At 55.4% G+C, this 15,364-nt stretch carries 14 protein-coding genes; 9 read left to right on the forward strand and 5 right to left on the reverse strand.

The window, feature by feature from the left end; genetic code table 11:
* Positions 1–137 precede the first annotated feature (137 nt).
* Positions 138–1,133 carry a Gfo/Idh/MocA family protein gene (locus J8Z22_RS09265; RefSeq protein WP_252010167.1) on the reverse strand — a complete coding sequence of 332 codons (996 nt, stop codon included), beginning with the start codon at positions 1,131–1,133 and terminating at the stop codon, positions 138–140.
* Positions 1,130–1,444: a putative quinol monooxygenase gene (locus tag J8Z22_RS09270; protein ID WP_252010168.1), complete on the reverse strand. Its 315-nt coding sequence runs from the start codon at positions 1,442–1,444 to the stop codon at positions 1,130–1,132. The genes J8Z22_RS09265 and J8Z22_RS09270 overlap by 4 nt, the downstream gene beginning before the upstream one ends.
* 103 nt (positions 1,445–1,547) lie before the next feature.
* Between J8Z22_RS09270 and J8Z22_RS09275 the strand changes: the two genes are divergently transcribed.
* Positions 1,548–2,390, forward strand: coding sequence for a LysR family transcriptional regulator (locus J8Z22_RS09275; protein ID WP_252010169.1), 843 nt, complete (start codon positions 1,548–1,550; stop codon positions 2,388–2,390).
* A 27-nt stretch (positions 2,391–2,417) separates the two neighbouring features.
* Here the strand turns inward: J8Z22_RS09275 and J8Z22_RS09280 are convergent, their stop codons facing one another.
* The gene (locus J8Z22_RS09280; protein ID WP_028113423.1) at positions 2,418–2,858 is read right to left on the reverse strand and encodes a MarR family winged helix-turn-helix transcriptional regulator; all 441 of its coding nucleotides are present in this window, start codon (positions 2,856–2,858) and stop codon (positions 2,418–2,420) included.
* A 95-nt stretch (positions 2,859–2,953) separates the two neighbouring features.
* On the opposite strand from J8Z22_RS09280, the gene J8Z22_RS09285 reads away from it, so the two are divergent.
* Positions 2,954–3,691: a siderophore-interacting protein gene (locus J8Z22_RS09285; protein WP_252010170.1), complete on the forward strand. Its 738-nt coding sequence runs from the start codon at positions 2,954–2,956 to the stop codon at positions 3,689–3,691.
* A 46-nt stretch (positions 3,692–3,737) separates the two neighbouring features.
* On the opposite strand, the gene brnQ is transcribed toward J8Z22_RS09285, so the two are convergent.
* A complete protein-coding gene (brnQ, locus tag J8Z22_RS09290; protein WP_252010171.1) occupies positions 3,738–5,027 on the reverse strand; it encodes a branched-chain amino acid transport system II carrier protein in 1,290 nt (429 codons plus the stop codon).
* Positions 5,028–5,739: 712 nt separating this feature from the next.
* On the opposite strand from brnQ, the gene J8Z22_RS09295 reads away from it, so the two are divergent.
* From J8Z22_RS09295 to J8Z22_RS09315, 5 genes are all read left to right on the forward strand, one after another.
* Entirely contained in the window at positions 5,740–6,534 is a 795-nt protein-coding gene (locus J8Z22_RS09295; RefSeq protein WP_245595599.1) for a phosphate ABC transporter substrate-binding protein, read from the forward strand.
* 38 nt (positions 6,535–6,572) lie between these two features.
* Positions 6,573–7,379, forward strand: a complete 807-nt coding sequence (locus J8Z22_RS09300; protein WP_252010172.1) for a PstC family ABC transporter permease — start codon at positions 6,573–6,575, stop codon at positions 7,377–7,379.
* Positions 7,376–8,287: a PstA family ABC transporter permease gene (locus tag J8Z22_RS09305; protein ID WP_252010173.1), complete on the forward strand. Its 912-nt coding sequence runs from the start codon at positions 7,376–7,378 to the stop codon at positions 8,285–8,287. The genes J8Z22_RS09300 and J8Z22_RS09305 overlap by 4 nt, the downstream gene beginning before the upstream one ends.
* On the forward strand, positions 8,271–8,966 hold the full coding sequence (locus J8Z22_RS09310) for a phosphate ABC transporter ATP-binding protein (protein ID WP_252010174.1): 696 nt from the start codon (positions 8,271–8,273) through the stop codon (positions 8,964–8,966). Before J8Z22_RS09305 ends, J8Z22_RS09310 begins: the two co-directional genes overlap by 17 nt.
* Positions 8,967–9,319: 353 nt before the next feature.
* Positions 9,320–11,182: a methyl-accepting chemotaxis protein gene (locus J8Z22_RS09315; RefSeq protein WP_252010466.1), complete on the forward strand. Its 1,863-nt coding sequence runs from the start codon at positions 9,320–9,322 to the stop codon at positions 11,180–11,182.
* Between the two features lie 59 nt (positions 11,183–11,241).
* Here J8Z22_RS09315 and J8Z22_RS09320 read toward each other — a convergent pair whose 3' ends face one another.
* Entirely contained in the window at positions 11,242–12,009 is a 768-nt protein-coding gene (locus J8Z22_RS09320; RefSeq protein WP_252010175.1) for a helix-turn-helix transcriptional regulator, read from the reverse strand.
* A gap of 180 nt (positions 12,010–12,189) precedes the next feature.
* Here J8Z22_RS09320 and J8Z22_RS09325 point away from each other — a divergent pair, with 180 nt between their 5' ends.
* On the forward strand, positions 12,190–13,302 hold the full coding sequence (locus J8Z22_RS09325) for a multidrug effflux MFS transporter (RefSeq protein WP_252010176.1): 1,113 nt from the start codon (positions 12,190–12,192) through the stop codon (positions 13,300–13,302).
* Between the two features lie 241 nt (positions 13,303–13,543).
* The gene (locus J8Z22_RS09330; protein ID WP_028113414.1) at positions 13,544–15,271 is read left to right on the forward strand and encodes a hypothetical protein; all 1,728 of its coding nucleotides are present in this window, start codon (positions 13,544–13,546) and stop codon (positions 15,269–15,271) included.
* Positions 15,272–15,364 lie beyond the last annotated feature (93 nt).

Below are 15,364 nucleotides of genomic sequence, written 5' to 3' on the forward strand. Positions count from 1 at the left end.
CATTTGTCATTCTTGCGCTGGCAAGGGCGACGGTGCTGGAGGTTTCCTCCCTGGCTCAAACAGGGCTCCGGAATATTTTGTTGTTAGCGACACCGGGTATTTCTAGTGCGGGCTTTTTGCTGTTGAGAATTCGTTGACTACCTCAGTTCATCGCTTATGGTCTCATGCCATTGACTCAGCAGAGCCATTATTTGAGTTGAGTCATTCAAATCGGCGGCTGGGTGGTTCAGTTGAAGCTGACCGTGTTCAATGGCATCGATGACGTTGCGAACCTGATACAGGAACCCATCACCGTCCGCGGAAACATCGATAACTCGTTCAGGTTGTTCGTATTCTGCAATCACCAGCCTGCTGTTGTTGCCCGGTAACCAAGGGTTGCTATCACAACGCAGATACCCTTTACTTCCGAGTAACTCAAACTGGTGCCTCAGTCCGTAGTCTTCTGCGGTGTGTAATTGAACCTGTACCTTGTGGTCAAAAGTTAAGGCGACGTTGGATTCGACTATGTTGCCATCGACGCCAATGCGACCAAAGCCCTGCATCTGTGGTGGCTTCTCAGTGAGCAAACCCTGATGTTGTAATACCCGGTATAGCAGGGATAGCGGGTAGCAGCCCAGGTTAAACAGAGCGCCTTTGCTGCCAGGGTTAGTAAATTGCGAAATGGCCGCAGTGTAACTGGCATGTACGCTTTGTACCTGACCAATAATACCGCTATCCAGTTGCCGCAATAGCGCTGCCACTAATGGGTGATTCAGGTACATTAGGCCTTCGGCAAAAAACACCTCGGCCTTCCGCACCGCACTCAGGGCTGCCATCGTTGATGGCAGGTCCACCGACAGTGACTTCTCGCAGAGGATGGCCTTGCCTGCCTGGGCGGCCTTGATCACGTAATCGGTGTGGCAGTGGTTCGGCAGTGCGATGTAGATGATGTCGATATCGGGGTCGGTAATCAGGGCATCGTAATCGGTAAAGGTGGCGGTGATTTGATGTTGGCTGGCAAAGTCATTAAGGCGCTCTGCATTTCGCCCTGCCACGGCCTTAATTTTGCTGCGTCCTTCCTGACGGATAGCCTCGACCATGACTCCGGAGATAAAGCTGGTTCCCAGTAGTCCCCAGCACAGTGGTTTATTCATAGCTTGTCTCCCAGATAATCGGTACTGATCAATTGGCCTTCGGAAACCGATACCAGCTCTGTTAGGCCGGAAGCGATAAAAGCTTGGGTGTGAGGGGCCAGGAAGTGTGCTTGTTGAGCTTCACTATCGTGGTATTGCTCCCACAGAATGAAGCGGTAAGGGTCATCGTTTTGCTGCATGGCATGGGCAAAGCAGCAGCCAGGCTCACTGCGCATGTCGGAGCAAAATGCGGCAATGGCAGTCATTCCTTGTTGAAGAGCGATATCGGGTTTAAGCCGCAGTACGGCGGTCAGGCTAATGGGGCGAGACATGATTGACCTCGAATGTTGCAACGTAGCAAACCATGCTAGTTGACTTCTTTTTGTCTAAAAACCACCATAAGTTTTTATCTTTATAAACCTAAGGTTTTTAATTGTGGATCAAATCAAGAGCATGAAGGTTTTCGTGGCAGTAGCGGAGCAGCGCAATTTTGCTAAGGTCGCTGAGCAGTTCAACTTGAGTGCCACAATGGTGGGTAAACACATTAGAAGCCTGGAACATCATCTCGGTACTTCGTTGATCTCTCGCACCACGCGCCGACAAACCTTGACCGAAGCGGGCCGCTTCTACTTAGGGGAGTGCCGTCAGTTACTGGACAAACTGCAGCAGGTTGAAGCCGAACTGCAGCAGATCACCAAACACCCAAGGGGGCTGGTGCGAGTCAATGTTCCGGTTAATTACGGTAACTTGGTGATTGCGCCTTTAATGGCCGAATTGATGGCCAGCCATCCGGAAATCGATATAGAGCTGCAACTGGATAATGCGCGGATTACTATCAATGAACAGGTGGACGTATTAATACGTATTGGGGAATTGGCCGAAACTGCGTTGGTTGTGCGTCGTATCGGCGATTACCCATTGTGTTACTGCGCTTCCCCAGTGTACCTCGAAAAGCACGGCATACCTCTGACCCCCAAAGAGCTTAGCAAGCATCATTGTCTCGGTTTTGATGGCGGTAGTGGCCAACGTCTGTTGCCAAGGCCTCGTTTAACCACCAATAGTGGTAACGTTCTGATGCAGGCCGCACTGGATCATGCGGGGGTCATTCTGCAGCCAAAACTGCTGCTTCAGGAACCGTTGCAGCAAGGTCGACTTGTTGAGATTCTGACCGATTTTGTTCCGGCACCGATGCCAATTAACTTACTTTACCAATCGAGGCAGCAACCACTGAAAAATCGAGCTGTCATCGATTTCCTGATCAGAAGATTGCGGCAATAGCTCGACTTAGCGAGGAGTTGTTGTGTGTCAGTCTTGATGGTTGTCAGTACTGAGGTTGGCGGTGATGGTGGCGGCAATGGCATCGAAGGTGGCCAGTTGCGCCTCTGTGAGGTTGTGGCCCATGCGCTTTTGTACCTTGGCGCGAGTGTGCTGAATCAGGGCTGCCAACTGTTGGCCTTGCTCGGTCAGCGTCAGCAACTGGCTGCGTTTGTCCTGGGGGTGGGCGGTTTTTGTCAGCCACTGCTTTTCCACCATCTCTTTGATTAGCCTAGCGATCTGCGCTTTGTCCCGGCCCAGGTGCCCAACCATGTCAACGGCGGTGCAGGTGTCTTGATTTGCAATGTAGGTTAAGCACTTAACGTGCATGGCGTTTAACCCCAATTGCTTGGCCTTTAACTCTGAACGCATCGCCTTTTTGTAGGCGTGGATAAGGTCAAACAGGGTATCTGAGATGGCATTCTGGTTCATGGCAAACGGCCTCATTGGTTGACTTTGTCAACTAGGTTGCGATATGGTTGATTTTATCAACCATGTTGTTCAGGTTCAAGTTGCAGGAGAGACCGATGAAATCGACTAAGCCCACCCCTCGAGCCACTTACGTGTCCAAGGTCATTCCCCTGTCTCCTCACCTGCGCAGAATCGTGGTCACCGGCGACAGTCTCAGTACGTTTCCGGAAGGGATGGAAGGCGGTTACGTCAAGGTGGTGTTGCCGGAAGTGGATGGGCTGCAAAAGATGCGCTCTTACACCATTCGCGCCTTTGATCCGGATACTCGAGAGCTGTCGCTGGATTTTGTGATTAATCGGCACCGGGGACCTGCGACCGACTGGGCAGCGACCGCGGCCGTGGGCGACAGGGTGGGCATTGCCGGCCCAGGTCCGATGAAACTGACCAACTATCAGCATCACAGTTATCTGTTGGTGGGCGATCTGACCTCCATCAATGCCATCAATGGTTACTTGCCCAGGTTCAGAGCGGAGGCGGACGTTCGAGCCTTGATTACTGTTCCGACTCGGGAAGACGTCATCGAGCTGGATTACGACAGCGGGCTGAATACCCGCTGGATCATCGAAGATGAATGCTCTGAGCCGTTGCAACAGGTGGTGCTGAATACCGCCCGTAGTATGGCCACCGACACCCATGTATTTTTAGCGCTGGAGGCCGGCCAGATTCGAGCCCTGCGCGCGCCCCTGCAAGAACAGATTGGCATCGACCGGCTCAATCTGTTTGCGGTTGGTTATTGGAAGCAGGGCGTCGATGCCGATCGGTTCGGACTGCAGAAGCGGGCGGCGCCGCTGTAGGCGTTGGGCGTCAGACGCAAGTGTCGCGGTCTTGAGGCATTCGGGATTAGATCTGAGGGCACAGATCTTGCCGATGGCGTCTGGACAGGGACAGTGCCCCTAGCAGCAGTACACAGGGCGGTAACCAGCTTAGATGCTGCGTATACAGTGGCAGCCACAGAGACAGACCTTGATGCACAGAGGGGGGGACCAGTTCCAGTACCGCCAGTGCATCAATGCCGCCAAACAGGCTCATGGTCAGCACCAACGCAGACAGGTAGCGATGCCGGTTTAAAGACAAGCCGGCGGCCAGCACCAGGGCAATGGCGATGGGGCACAGGGTCAGGATTAGGGGCAGACTGAACCGAATCAATTGCTCCAGACCCACATTGGAGACTAGAGCGGTCAGTGACAGCACAGCCACTGCGCAACGAGAAAAGGCAATGCCGTGGTTGTTTTGAAAGTACTCCGCATTCGCATTCGTCAGGCCAACTATGGTGGTCAAACAGGCGGTGAGGGTAATGGCGCCTAATAGGAGCTGGCCCGCCGGGCCCAGGACCGTGGCGGCATACTGAGTCAGAATGTAACCGCCATTTGTCGCCTGTGGCGCAATGTGGGAGGCGGTGGCCCCCAAATACCCCATGGCCAGATAGCAGGTGCCCATCAGTACCACATAGATGCCGGCGACCGCATCGCTGTAGCGGCGAATCTCCTGGCGGTTTTGAACGCCTTTTTGCTTAATGGCGTGGACGATAACCCAGCCAAACGCCACCGCCGCAATGGCATCCAGGGTCATGTAGCCTTCCAGTAACCCATTGACCAGTGCGCCGTTTTGATAGCGCTCAATGGCGACCTGCGGGGTGCCTTGAGGGCTGAGAATGGCGGCGATGACCAGGGTGGTGAGCATTAGAATCAGCGCCGGGGTCATGAATTTGCCAATGATGTCTACCAATTTGCCCGGTTTCAGCGCCAGTAACAGGCTGAGGCCACAAAAAACAAGGGAGAAGGGCAGCAGGGCGTCGGTGTTGATAAAGGGGGCCAGCCCCATCTCGTAAGCGACGGTGACCGCTCGAGGCAGCACAAACGCCGGCCCCAGAGTGGCAAACACCAGCAGCCAGAAACCGTTTCTTAGCCAGACAGGCAGAGTATCGGTCAGTGTCGCCACCGAAGGCAGGCGCCCCAGCACGCACAGGGTCAACGCCGGCAGGCCGACGGCAGACAGCAAAAAGCCGCCCATGGCGGTTAGCCAGTGGTGGCCAGCTTGCTGCGCAAGCAAGGGCGGAAAGATCAGGTTGCCAGCGCCAAGGAAAAGCGCAAATGCGGTAAAGCCGATGGCCGTGATGTCTCGAGTTCTCAAAGCAACTACCTTCAGTGGTAAAGGCCAGCGTGTTGGCGAGAAAAGAGGAGGAAGGACTCTGCTTTCGCCAGCGAAGCTGACGAAAAACAAAACCGTCAGCGTCAGATAATGACGACGACGACGGAGACCTGAGTGAAGCTCGGGCTATGCGCTGTGGTTGGAATAGGATCCAAGGTTATTGGAAATGAAAGGCGCTGCATGAGTCTCAGATCGTGATGAATGACCGTCACACTGTAATGGCTTGGCGTGATGCTGTAAAGTCCGAATTTTGACCTAGTGTTATTCGGTATTGCTCAGAATGAACTAAAAGAAAGAGTTTTAACTGTTAACCTTTTGTATTTTAGTAAATATCAGCCTTTATTTTCAGCTTCTAGTTTTCGATTTTTGCGCTTATGGCCGTTCAGTTATGCGTATTATTTAGCCCTTTCCTGTGTTAACTGATTTGATTCTTATTGTTTTGTTATGGTTAACCGGGGCGCCGTGGTGCCGGTTATGCCAGCGCCTGACGTGTCTGACCCGGTGATTAATCCGCTTTTATCGAAAAATATTTTCATAATCCATTGATGTAAATCAACTATTTTACATTCGCTCGCGTTGTCATTGCGCTGCGCTAGGCGTACTCTTGCCGTCTCTTAGTGCCCACTCGGGTTTGGCTCTTAATTAACCAGTATAGAGAGACGTGTTTATGCGGTTACACACCGGACTTTTTGCTTTGCTTGTTTGTGGTCTGTCGGCGTTTGCTCAGGCCGCCAATCTGGACGCGTTTCAGGACCAGACCGGAACCCTTAATATTGCCGGCGGTACGGCTCACATTCCGGTGATGAAGCAGGCAGCACGGGCAATCATGACCGCCAACCCGGACATTCGCATCACCATTGCCGGTGGCGGCTCCGGCGTCGGTGCTCAGCAAGTGGCCAAAGGCCTGGTGGCCATTGGTAATACCGGTCGGGCACTGAAACCTTCTGAAGCGGCTCATGGTTTGGTGTCATTTCCCTTCGCCATCGACGGCGTGGCGGTCATTCTGAATCCGAATAACCCGGTAACCCAATTGACTCAGCAACAGGTGATCGACATCTACGCCGGTCGCATCGAAAATTGGCAGGAGCTGGGAGGGGAAGATCGCCGCATTAACCTGTTTACCCGGGACGAAGCCAGTGGCACCCGTGCTGTATTCGTGAAGAAACTGCTGAGCAAGCAGTCGGTGGCTTCCTTTGCCAACGTCGTTGCCTCTAATGGCGCCATGAAAACCTCAGTGGCCCGCGATCCCGGTGCCATTGGTTACTCCAGTGTAGGCTACATCGATGACTCGGTGCGTGCGCCGGCTCTCGATGGCGTGGTGCCTACCAATGAAGCCTGCGCTTCTGGCAAGTACCCCATTGTTCGCAAGTTGTACATGAACACCAAAGGCGAGCCTCAGGGGTTAACCCGTTTGTTCATCGACTTTATCTATAGCCCGCAAGGGGCCGAGTACGTGAGCCAGTCTGGCTACATCCCTCTGCCTCAGTAATGATGAGTCACAGGCCATACCCGCGATTGACGACGTCGATGGCTGTCTTGGTGTTGCTGCTGATAGCGACACTGTTTGTGGCCATCGGCTGGTTTGCATTGCCGGTCTTTGTGAACGCTTCACAGACGCTGCTGACATTCCAGTGGCAACCTGAGTTGGGCCGTTATGGCATTTTGCCCATGGTCGTGGGGTCGGCGCTGGTGGCGCTGATGGCACTGGTGTTGGCCTGCCCCTTGGCTTTGGGGGTAACGGCGTTTGCTCTGTTGGCGCGTTCTTCTTGGTTGGCGACGTCGGTGCGTACCGTGGTGCGTTTGATGGCCGGCGTGCCGACGGTGGTGTATGGCATCGCGGCGCTGTTTCTGCTGGTACCGCTGCTGCGGGAGAGTTTTCGTGTCGGCAGTGGCTTTTCGCTGTTAGCGGCTGCGCTGGTGTTGTCGCTCCTGATCCTGCCGGTGATGGTGTCGATGCTGGACAGTCAGATGCGGCCGTTAATGCAGCAGCTTAAAATCGCGGCCCGGTCGATGGGCTTTACCGATCCCCAAACCCTGACCTACTTGGTGTTGCCTCGCTGTCGTCGGACCATGATCAGTGCGGCCCTGCTGGGATTTGGCCGAGCTGTGGGCGATACCTTGTTGCCGATGATGCTGGCAGGCAACGCGCCTCAACTGACTGGCAGCGTGCTGGATTCCATTCGAACTCTGACGGCGCACATTGGCCTGGTGGTGGCGACCGAGCAAGGCAGTGCCATGTATAACTCTCTGTTTGCCTCCGGCTTGATATTGCTGGGGCTAAGTGCCGCCCTAACCCTGACGACCCGGACGCTGCTGAAAGGCTGGCAGCCATGAGAGAATGTAAGAGCAGATTGATGGTCGGCTGGTCGGTGTTGGCCACCACGGTGGTGATGACGTCGGTGCTAACCTTGTTGGGGTATGTGATGGTCACCGGTGCGGCGGCCCTGGGGCCGACGCTGTTGGTCGGCGATGCACCGTTGTGGCCGGCGCTGACCGGGCAGGTACCGGTCTGGGATGGCATCTGGCCAGCCTGCGTGGGCACACTGACGGTGGTGCTGTTGTCGTTGCTGTTGGCATTGCTGCCGGGGATCGCGACCGGCGTGTGGATGGCCACCGCCGCCGACGGCCGTCTGTCCCGTTGTCTGGGGGTGGCGGTGGATGTGTTGGCGGGGGTGCCCTCCATTTTAATGGGGTTGTTCGGCTTTACTCTGATCCTGTTTCTGCGCCAGTGGTATTTCCCCGCCGCCAATACCAGTCTGCTGCTGGCGGCAGCCTGTCTGGCGATGTTGATCGTTCCCTACCTGGCAGTGTCGACGCGCACGGCGTTGCAGTCTCTGCCGCCGCAACTTCGGCAAACGGCGTTGTCGCTGGGAATGACGGAGTCTCAGGCCTGCCGGCACGTGCTGTTGCCTCAGGCTTGTGGTGGCATTATGGCGGGCATTCTGCTTGCCATCGGCCGAGCCGCTGAAGATACGGCGGTGATCATGCTGACCGGTGCGGTGGTCAATGCCGGGTTGCCTGGTGGACTGCTGCAACGCTTTGAGGCGCTGCCATTCAGTATTTTTTACCTGAGTGCTCAATACCAGAGCCAACAGGAGTTGACCATGGCGTTCGGCGCGGCATTGACGCTGATGTTGTTGACCGCCACTCTGTTTGCGATGGCCGGGGCCCTGCAGCGGGCCGCCTCGCGGCGCCGGTGGGGCAGATTGAATCAAGAGGTATCCCATGATCGGCCAGATTAATGACTTGTCGGTTCGCTTTGGCCAGACTGAGGTCTTGAAGCGGGTCAATCTGACCCTGGAACAACATAAGGTGCATGTACTCAGTGGCCCGTCCGGTTCTGGAAAAACCACGTTTTTACGGGCATTGAACCGGCTCAATGACAGCTACCCAGATTGTCATACGCGAGGCCAGATTCAACTGCGGCTGGATGGTCAGTCGCTACAGCTTGAGTCTTTGCCCCAGAATCGTCTGCCGTATCTGCGCCAGCGGGTAGGGATGGTATTTCAGCACCCACAGCTGTTGCCGGGCAGCATTGCCGATAACCTGATGCTGCCCTTGACCGTGGTGGCGGGCCTAAGCCGTGCTCAGGCCCGTGAACGGATGAAACTGGGATTGGATCAAGCGGCGCTGTGGCCTGAGGTGGCCGATCGTCTGGATGTAGCCGCAGGCTCATTGTCCGGAGGCCAGCAGCAGCGGTTGTGTCTGGCACGAACTCTGGCGCTGGGGCCACAGATTCTGCTGTTGGATGAACCGACCGCATCGCTGGATCCCGAGACGGCCCTGCAGATAGAAACCCTGATCACCACCTTGTCTCGACGGCTGACCATTGTGATGGTGTCCCATTCACCGGAGCAAGCGCAGCGACTGGGTGATCACCGGTTGCAATTTGACCAGGGTAGGGTGGTCAGCGTTCGCTGATTCAGCGATGGGAAAATTTGACCGTTTTGGTGCTAATTGAATTAAAGTCGGCGGCTGAAGCGGTCGCTATGGCTGGAGGAAATACGGGTATCCGAATGTGGTTTTGCATTAAAAACAGTCGCTCTTAGTGGCTGATAACCGGCTTAACCCCATTTGTAACATCTCTTTATTCATAATACTGACCAATCTTTGGTGTCGACGTTGCTGTCCGCCTGGGGTTGGTCCAGATGCCCGTCCTTTTTCTCAATAGGTCTAAGTGACCTCTGAGAGTTTTTCCTTTCATTCCTTTAGAACAGTCGAGACAGTACGTGAAATCTCTTGGGTTTAAACGTTCAATTATTACCGCCGTGGTGATGTTGGTCACCGTGTGTTTGCTGACCGCGAACTGGTTGTCCTACTCCAACCTGAAAACCACCACCATTACCAGCATTGATGCCCAATCCAAAGCCATTGTCCGCTACGAAGCAGACAAGATTCAGGCCTGGTTCAAAGGCAAAAGTGACGCCATTGACACCTTGGCACAGCACTATGTCGTTAACGAGAGCAGCGATTACTACGTAGAGACCGCCGCCATGGCCAGGCAACTCAGCGGCATCAGCCAGGTGTTATATGGCCTGGACACCGGCCGGGCCTATTCCACCATCGAGGGGGGCTACTGGAGCAATGGCGTGGCCGATCCGCGCCAGTACGATCCTCGTCAGCGCCCCTGGTATCAGCAGGGAAAGGCCAGCGCCGGATTGGGGGTGACGGATATTTATGAAGATGCCAGTAACGGCAAGCACATTGTCTCGGTGATGAAGCGGGTGTCCGATGGTGTCATTCTGGGGGACATTGAACTGGACATCCTCGAGGAGACAGTAAAAGCGGTGGATTTTCCTGGTGCGGTGACCGCCATCATGGATGCCTCGGGTAAAGCGATCGCCTCCAACTCCAATCGTCTGACCGAGGGCGTTCACTTTGCCGATATCGGCATGGACAATGTGCGAATCTCCATGTTGGCACAACCGGAGAATCGCACCACTTATACTCTGGATGGCGTCGATAAATTGGCGTTTACCCGGGTCATTGAATTAGTGAACGGCAAACGCTGGTACCTGTTTATCGGAGTCAACAAATCGGTGGCGTACGCCGTGGTGGAGCAGGCGCTGCAAACCGCCATCTGGTCATCGGTGATCATGCTGTTGGCCGCTGTAGGCCTGACCGTCGTTACTCTCAACGGCTTGTACCGTCCTATCCTGGCGTTGAAAGAAGTGGTGATGGATCTGTCTCAGGGCAATGGCGACCTGACCCGCCGTCTTCCGGTGACCAGTGACGATGATTTAGGTCAGATTTCTAAAGGGATCAATCAGTTCATAATCAATCTGCAATCACTGATGCTGGAGGTGTCGCAGTCATCGGCGCACATCTCCCACAGTGTTGAGCAGGTTAAGAACCAGACCGATTCCAATAATGCGGTATTGGAAGCCCACACCACCGAAACCGAGCAGGTGGTGGCTGCCATCGAGGAGATGAGTGCCACTGCCAACGATGTGGCCAGCAACGCGGCGAATGCCTCTCAGTTTACTCAAAGCACCAATGTGCAGGTGTCTGAGTCTAAGCGGGTGGTGTTGGACGCCACCAGCACGGTGTCGCAGTTGGTGGGGGATGTGGACACGACGGCCAATAACATCACTGAGATCAGCAAAGACACCAGTGACATCACCAATGTACTTAAGGTGATTGGAGAGATTGCCGATCAAACTAACCTGCTGGCGCTGAATGCCGCCATCGAAGCCGCACGTGCCGGTGAACAGGGGCGCGGTTTTGCGGTGGTGGCTGATGAGGTTCGGGCCCTGGCTGCGCGGACCCAGAGCAGCACCGCTGAGATTGAGGCGACGCTGAGTAAATTGCACAGCGGCTCAGAGTCGGCGATGACCGCCATGAACCACACCAAAACCAGCTGTCAGCGCACCGCTCAGAGCACCACTCAGGTGGCGGATGATCTGGACACCATCGTGCAATCAGTGGCCAAGATTAACGATCTGAACACCCACATCGCCACCGCCGCCGAGGAGCAAAGCTCGGTGACTGGCGAGATCAGCCGCAACATCAGCGCCATTCGCGACATCGTGGTGCAACTGGCGACCAATGGCGAAGCCACGGCACAGGAGTCGATGAACCTGGCGGCGGCCAACAGTCAGCTGAAGTCTGTAGTGGGCAAATTTAAACTGCAGTAATGCATGATGCCATGCACCTTGAGGCCACCTTTAAGGTGGCCTTTTTTATGCGGTCAGCCTTATCGTTGCTGGTATTGTCGAGGCGTCATGCCCCGATGTTGGCGGAAGAAGGCAATAAACGCACTGTCGCTGGCGAACGCCAGGGCGTCGGCGGTTCGGGATACTGACTGGCCTTCGGACAGTAACTCAAGAGCCCGCAGTACCCGCCACTGTTGCCGCCACGATTGATACGGCATGCCGGTGTGGCGGCTGAACAATCGGCTCAGGGTCTTTTCACTCATGCCCAGTTGTGCGGCAAGTTGATTCAGTGGGTTGGGCAGGGCTCCCAGGTGCAAGCTTTCGAGCCATGCTGCCAGCCTGGGATCGGTAGGCATCGGCAGGCTGAGTTGTTCCTGCTCGGCAGCGGCCAGTTCCTGCCAGAACAGGGCCAGCACAAGCTGTTGCTTGGCACTGTCCATCTCCCAGGGCCACAGGGCCATACGCTCAATCAAAGCGCTTAACAGCGGGTTAACCCGGCACACCTGCAACTGGGTTGGCGCCTGCTCAAACTGTGCGGTGTCGAAGTAGATCGAGCGGTAAGCCACCACATTGCGCATACGAGCACAGTGGTCGATGCCGGCCGGAATCCAGGCCGCGCAGGTGGGGGGCAGCACGGTATGGCGGTCTTGCAATGAGATGCTCATGCAGCCATGGGCAGCAAACAACAGCTGAGATTTTCGGTGTCGATGGACGCCGGAGTCGTGTTGGCCGACGTCGGTGGCGATGCCGATGACAGCTTGGGGCAGGGCATCGGCATCGAAGCGGGCATTGGGGGAAAGTATGGCCATAGGTTGCCTGTTAAGGGGCTGAGTCATTCATGGTAGCTTAGCTTGTCCTTTTTTTGATGTTTTTTGTTTTTATCTTTGTAATCGGACATGTTCAAACTCTCTATGCTATCGCTCCATTGAATAGAGGAGAGATTGACTATGAAATCCAACGTGCCACCAATGTGGTTGATAATTCTACTAATGATGTTTCCACAGACGGTGGAAACCATCTACAGCCCGGCGCTGACTGATATCGCCGCCGGTTTTCAGGTGGCCGAACACAGTGCCTCACAGACGTTGTCGGTGTATTTCGTCGCCTTTGCGTTTGGGGTGGTGTTGTGGGGCCGAGCCGCGGATATCTTCGGCCGAAGACCGGTGATGTTAACGGGGTTGGGGCTGTATGCGCTGGGGTGCATGCTGGCGCTGTGGGCTCCGGATTTTGAATGGTTATTGGCGTCTCGATGTTTGTCGGCATTTGGCGTAGCGGTCGGTTCGGTGATAGGCCAGACCATAATGCGCGATTGCTATCAAGGCTCACAATTGGCGCGTGCTTTTTCGGTAATGGCGGTTGCCATTGCCCTCAGTCCATTGTTGGGGCTGTGGAGTGGCGGTGCATTGGTCAGCCTGGGCGGCTATCGAGCGGTATTTGCGGCGCTGCTGATTACGGCGTTGATGTTAGTGGTTCTGACCCTGGCTCGCTTGCCAGAGACTCGGCCATCACTGCATTCGAATGCGCCGCTGCACCGAGTGGCGGCCGCCATGGCGGCCGACCCGAAAATCTGGTGCTTCGGCGCCCTGGTGTCTCTGTTCAACCTGATGTTGTTCAGTTACTTCTCTCTGGGTCCTTTTCTGTTTGAGACTCTGGGCTTAAGTTCTGCCCAGTTTGGTGCCAGTGGCGTGGTGTTGGCACTGGGAACGGCCATAGGTGGCTGGATAAACCGAACTCTGCTCGGTCGTGAATGGTCATCGCTGCAATTGCTTCAGGTCGCGTCTTTGGCGACGCTGCCCGCAGCCGCCGGAGTCTGGCTGCTTCAGGGGACCCCCTGGTTGTTGCTGCCGATGATGATGGTCGTGACTGGTTTTGGGATCGCCATTCCCAATGTGTTGGGCCTGGCGTTGGCTGACTACCGACAGGTGGCCGGCAGCGCCGGAGCGGTGTTTGGCGGCGGCTATTATCTGGGACTGGGCATGGGAATGGTGTGGGTGGCGCAGTTGCAGAACTTGGGGGCGGTGCTGTCCATCAGTGCCTGTGCGGCCTTGGTGTTCACCTTGGTGGTGGGGCGTCTCGGCCGAGTTAGTCGCTGTTCAGCCTGATTTCGCTACACTGATTCGGTCCGTTACCGCCGTGAGCTTAAAGGCCCGAGTGTGGCCATTTGCCATCGGCAGCGATTTTCTTGGACTGGTGATTGGGCCTTTGCTACTGTCCTATATAGGATAAATTTCAATGACTTCCTATTGTATTTTGACACTATAGGGGCATTACTTACCATCGTCGTTGACCCGGGAACAAGTGGTGTCCCCGGAGTGTATCGGCGGCATCGACAGGGGAAATAGGGTGAAGAAACTGGCATTGGCAACGGTTGTCGCAGCAGCGGCCGTCGGCGCTTATATCTACACGCAGCAACCGCAGAGTGCCGCCTCAGGGATGGCGAGTTTTGTTCCGGCGGATACCGTTTGGTTTTCGGCCCAGGAGACCCCGTTTCCCATTCGGGCCTACCTGAGGGCGTCGGCAGCCAGTTACCAATTGTCTGACAGCGAGATGCAGCAGCTGCAACAATCGCTGCAGCAAGCCAAGGACGTGGATGAAAAGTTCTTTTTGGCGTTCTTGCTGAACTATCTGCAGGGTCTACAAGACCCTGACCAGCTGGTGAAGGACTATGGTCTCGGCGACACTGTGCGCTTCTATACCTATGCTATCGGTGCCGCGCCGGTGTTTAAGTGGCAAGTGGAGAATCCGCAAGCGTTCTGGCAGACCCTGGGCCGAATTGAGGCCGACAGCGGGGCGATGCACAACACCCGTACCATCGGCGGTATTGAAGCCCGGGTTTATGACCTGGCGCTGGATGATGTGGATGAGCAGCTGGAGCTGTGGTTTGCCGAGGTTGACGGCATGATGACCATGGTCATTGGCGCGCCCTTGCTGGACGCCAGTCAACTGGCCATCGCTTTTGCTCAGGCTCGGCCGGCTCAGGCGTTGGCGGACACCGGCATCCTGGATGAGATACGTCAGCGTAACCGCTTCAGTTCTGGTGACATTGGCTACATCAGCCACCAGCAGTTGTTAACTGGGTTGATGACCCCATCGGGCAACACCATGGCCAAGCAGATCAATCGCCTAGCCGATGACCCGCAGGAGTTGGCGAAATTGCAGGATCCAATTTGTTATCAAGAGCTGTCGGGTATTGTGGTCAACTGGCCAAGAACCGTGTTCCAGACCAGGATAGAGGCGTTGGGCGACGGTTTTAGCATCAGCAGTGACACCATCATTGAGTCGCGCAACCAACCGATGTTGAGTGCACTGAATAAACTGCGTGGCTTTGTGCCACAGAGCCTGTTTGATGCCACTAAGCCGATGTTTGCAGCGGCGCTGGGGATTAATGCCGACACCCTGCAAGAGGGGCTGGTTGAGGTTCGGGATCAGATGTTGGACGTGTCCTATCAGTGCCCGCAATTGGCCCAATTACAACAAGAGCTTAAGCAGGTGCCTCCGGAATCTTTGGCTTTGTTTTCCGGCTTTACCGACGGGATTCAAGGGTTGGGCCTTGGGGTCTATGACTACGCGTTTGATGAAAGCCGTAGTGATGGCACCTTGAGTACCTACAGCCTATTGATGAGTGTATCGGCCAAGGATCCCACCAAGGCCTTTAATGCCATCAAGATGGTGAGCCCTGAGTTTGCCAGTCTGGATCTGAAACCGGGGCAGCAGGCGGTGGACATCAAAGACCGGGTTCCTCAGCTGCAATACGCCCTGCAGCCTATCATGCTGGAGATGAGCGAAAGTCAATTGATGCTGCATACCGGTGACAAAGGGGCCAGGGTGGCTGAGGCCATGAGTGCGGAGCCGCTGACAGCCAATGGACTGATGGCGGTAACGATGGACTATCAGCAGGCGATGCTGCCGGCAATGGACTGGGCTAAGGCGCTGGACCCTGAGTTGGTGAATCAGCTGAAGTCGATGCAAAGCTACCATCTGATCATGAAACTGATGCTGGATGTGGACGATCGTGGATTGGTGTTCCATTACCAGGGGGATTCGGATCCAAATCGGCTCAAGGCCAAGTAACCTTGCCTGCCCCACTCTCCCTGGGTGGGGCAATCACTTAAAGCTGTGTCGGACAATGTCCCGACCCGAGCCTCTCTGTTTCTGCTAAATGCA

Origin of the sequence: Ferrimonas sp. SCSIO 43195, assembly GCF_023716685.1 — a bacterium.
GTDB classification, from domain to species: domain Bacteria; phylum Pseudomonadota; class Gammaproteobacteria; order Enterobacterales; family Shewanellaceae; genus Ferrimonas; species Ferrimonas kyonanensis.

What these genes read in the sequence shown, in the direction of transcription:
- J8Z22_RS09280 (WP_028113423.1), bottom strand. Translation starts at nt 2,858, where the DNA reads ATGAACCAGAATGCCATCTCAGATACCCTGTTTGACCTTATCCACGCC.
- J8Z22_RS09300 (WP_252010172.1), top strand. Translation starts at nt 6,573, where the DNA reads ATGGCTGTCTTGGTGTTGCTGCTGATAGCGACACTGTTTGTGGCCATC.
- J8Z22_RS09320 (WP_252010175.1), bottom strand. Translation starts at nt 12,009, where the DNA reads ATGGCCATACTTTCCCCCAATGCCCGCTTCGATGCCGATGCCCTGCCC.
- J8Z22_RS09265 (WP_252010167.1), bottom strand. Translation starts at nt 1,133, where the DNA reads ATGAATAAACCACTGTGCTGGGGACTACTGGGAACCAGCTTTATCTCC.
- J8Z22_RS09315 (WP_252010466.1), top strand. Translation starts at nt 9,320, where the DNA reads ATGTTGGTCACCGTGTGTTTGCTGACCGCGAACTGGTTGTCCTACTCC.
- J8Z22_RS09270 (WP_252010168.1), bottom strand. Translation starts at nt 1,444, where the DNA reads ATGTCTCGCCCCATTAGCCTGACCGCCGTACTGCGGCTTAAACCCGAT.
- J8Z22_RS09325 (WP_252010176.1), top strand. Translation starts at nt 12,190, where the DNA reads ATGATGTTTCCACAGACGGTGGAAACCATCTACAGCCCGGCGCTGACT.
- J8Z22_RS09310 (WP_252010174.1), top strand. Translation starts at nt 8,271, where the DNA reads ATGATCGGCCAGATTAATGACTTGTCGGTTCGCTTTGGCCAGACTGAG.
- J8Z22_RS09285 (WP_252010170.1), top strand. Translation starts at nt 2,954, where the DNA reads ATGAAATCGACTAAGCCCACCCCTCGAGCCACTTACGTGTCCAAGGTC.
- J8Z22_RS09305 (WP_252010173.1), top strand. Translation starts at nt 7,376, where the DNA reads ATGAGAGAATGTAAGAGCAGATTGATGGTCGGCTGGTCGGTGTTGGCC.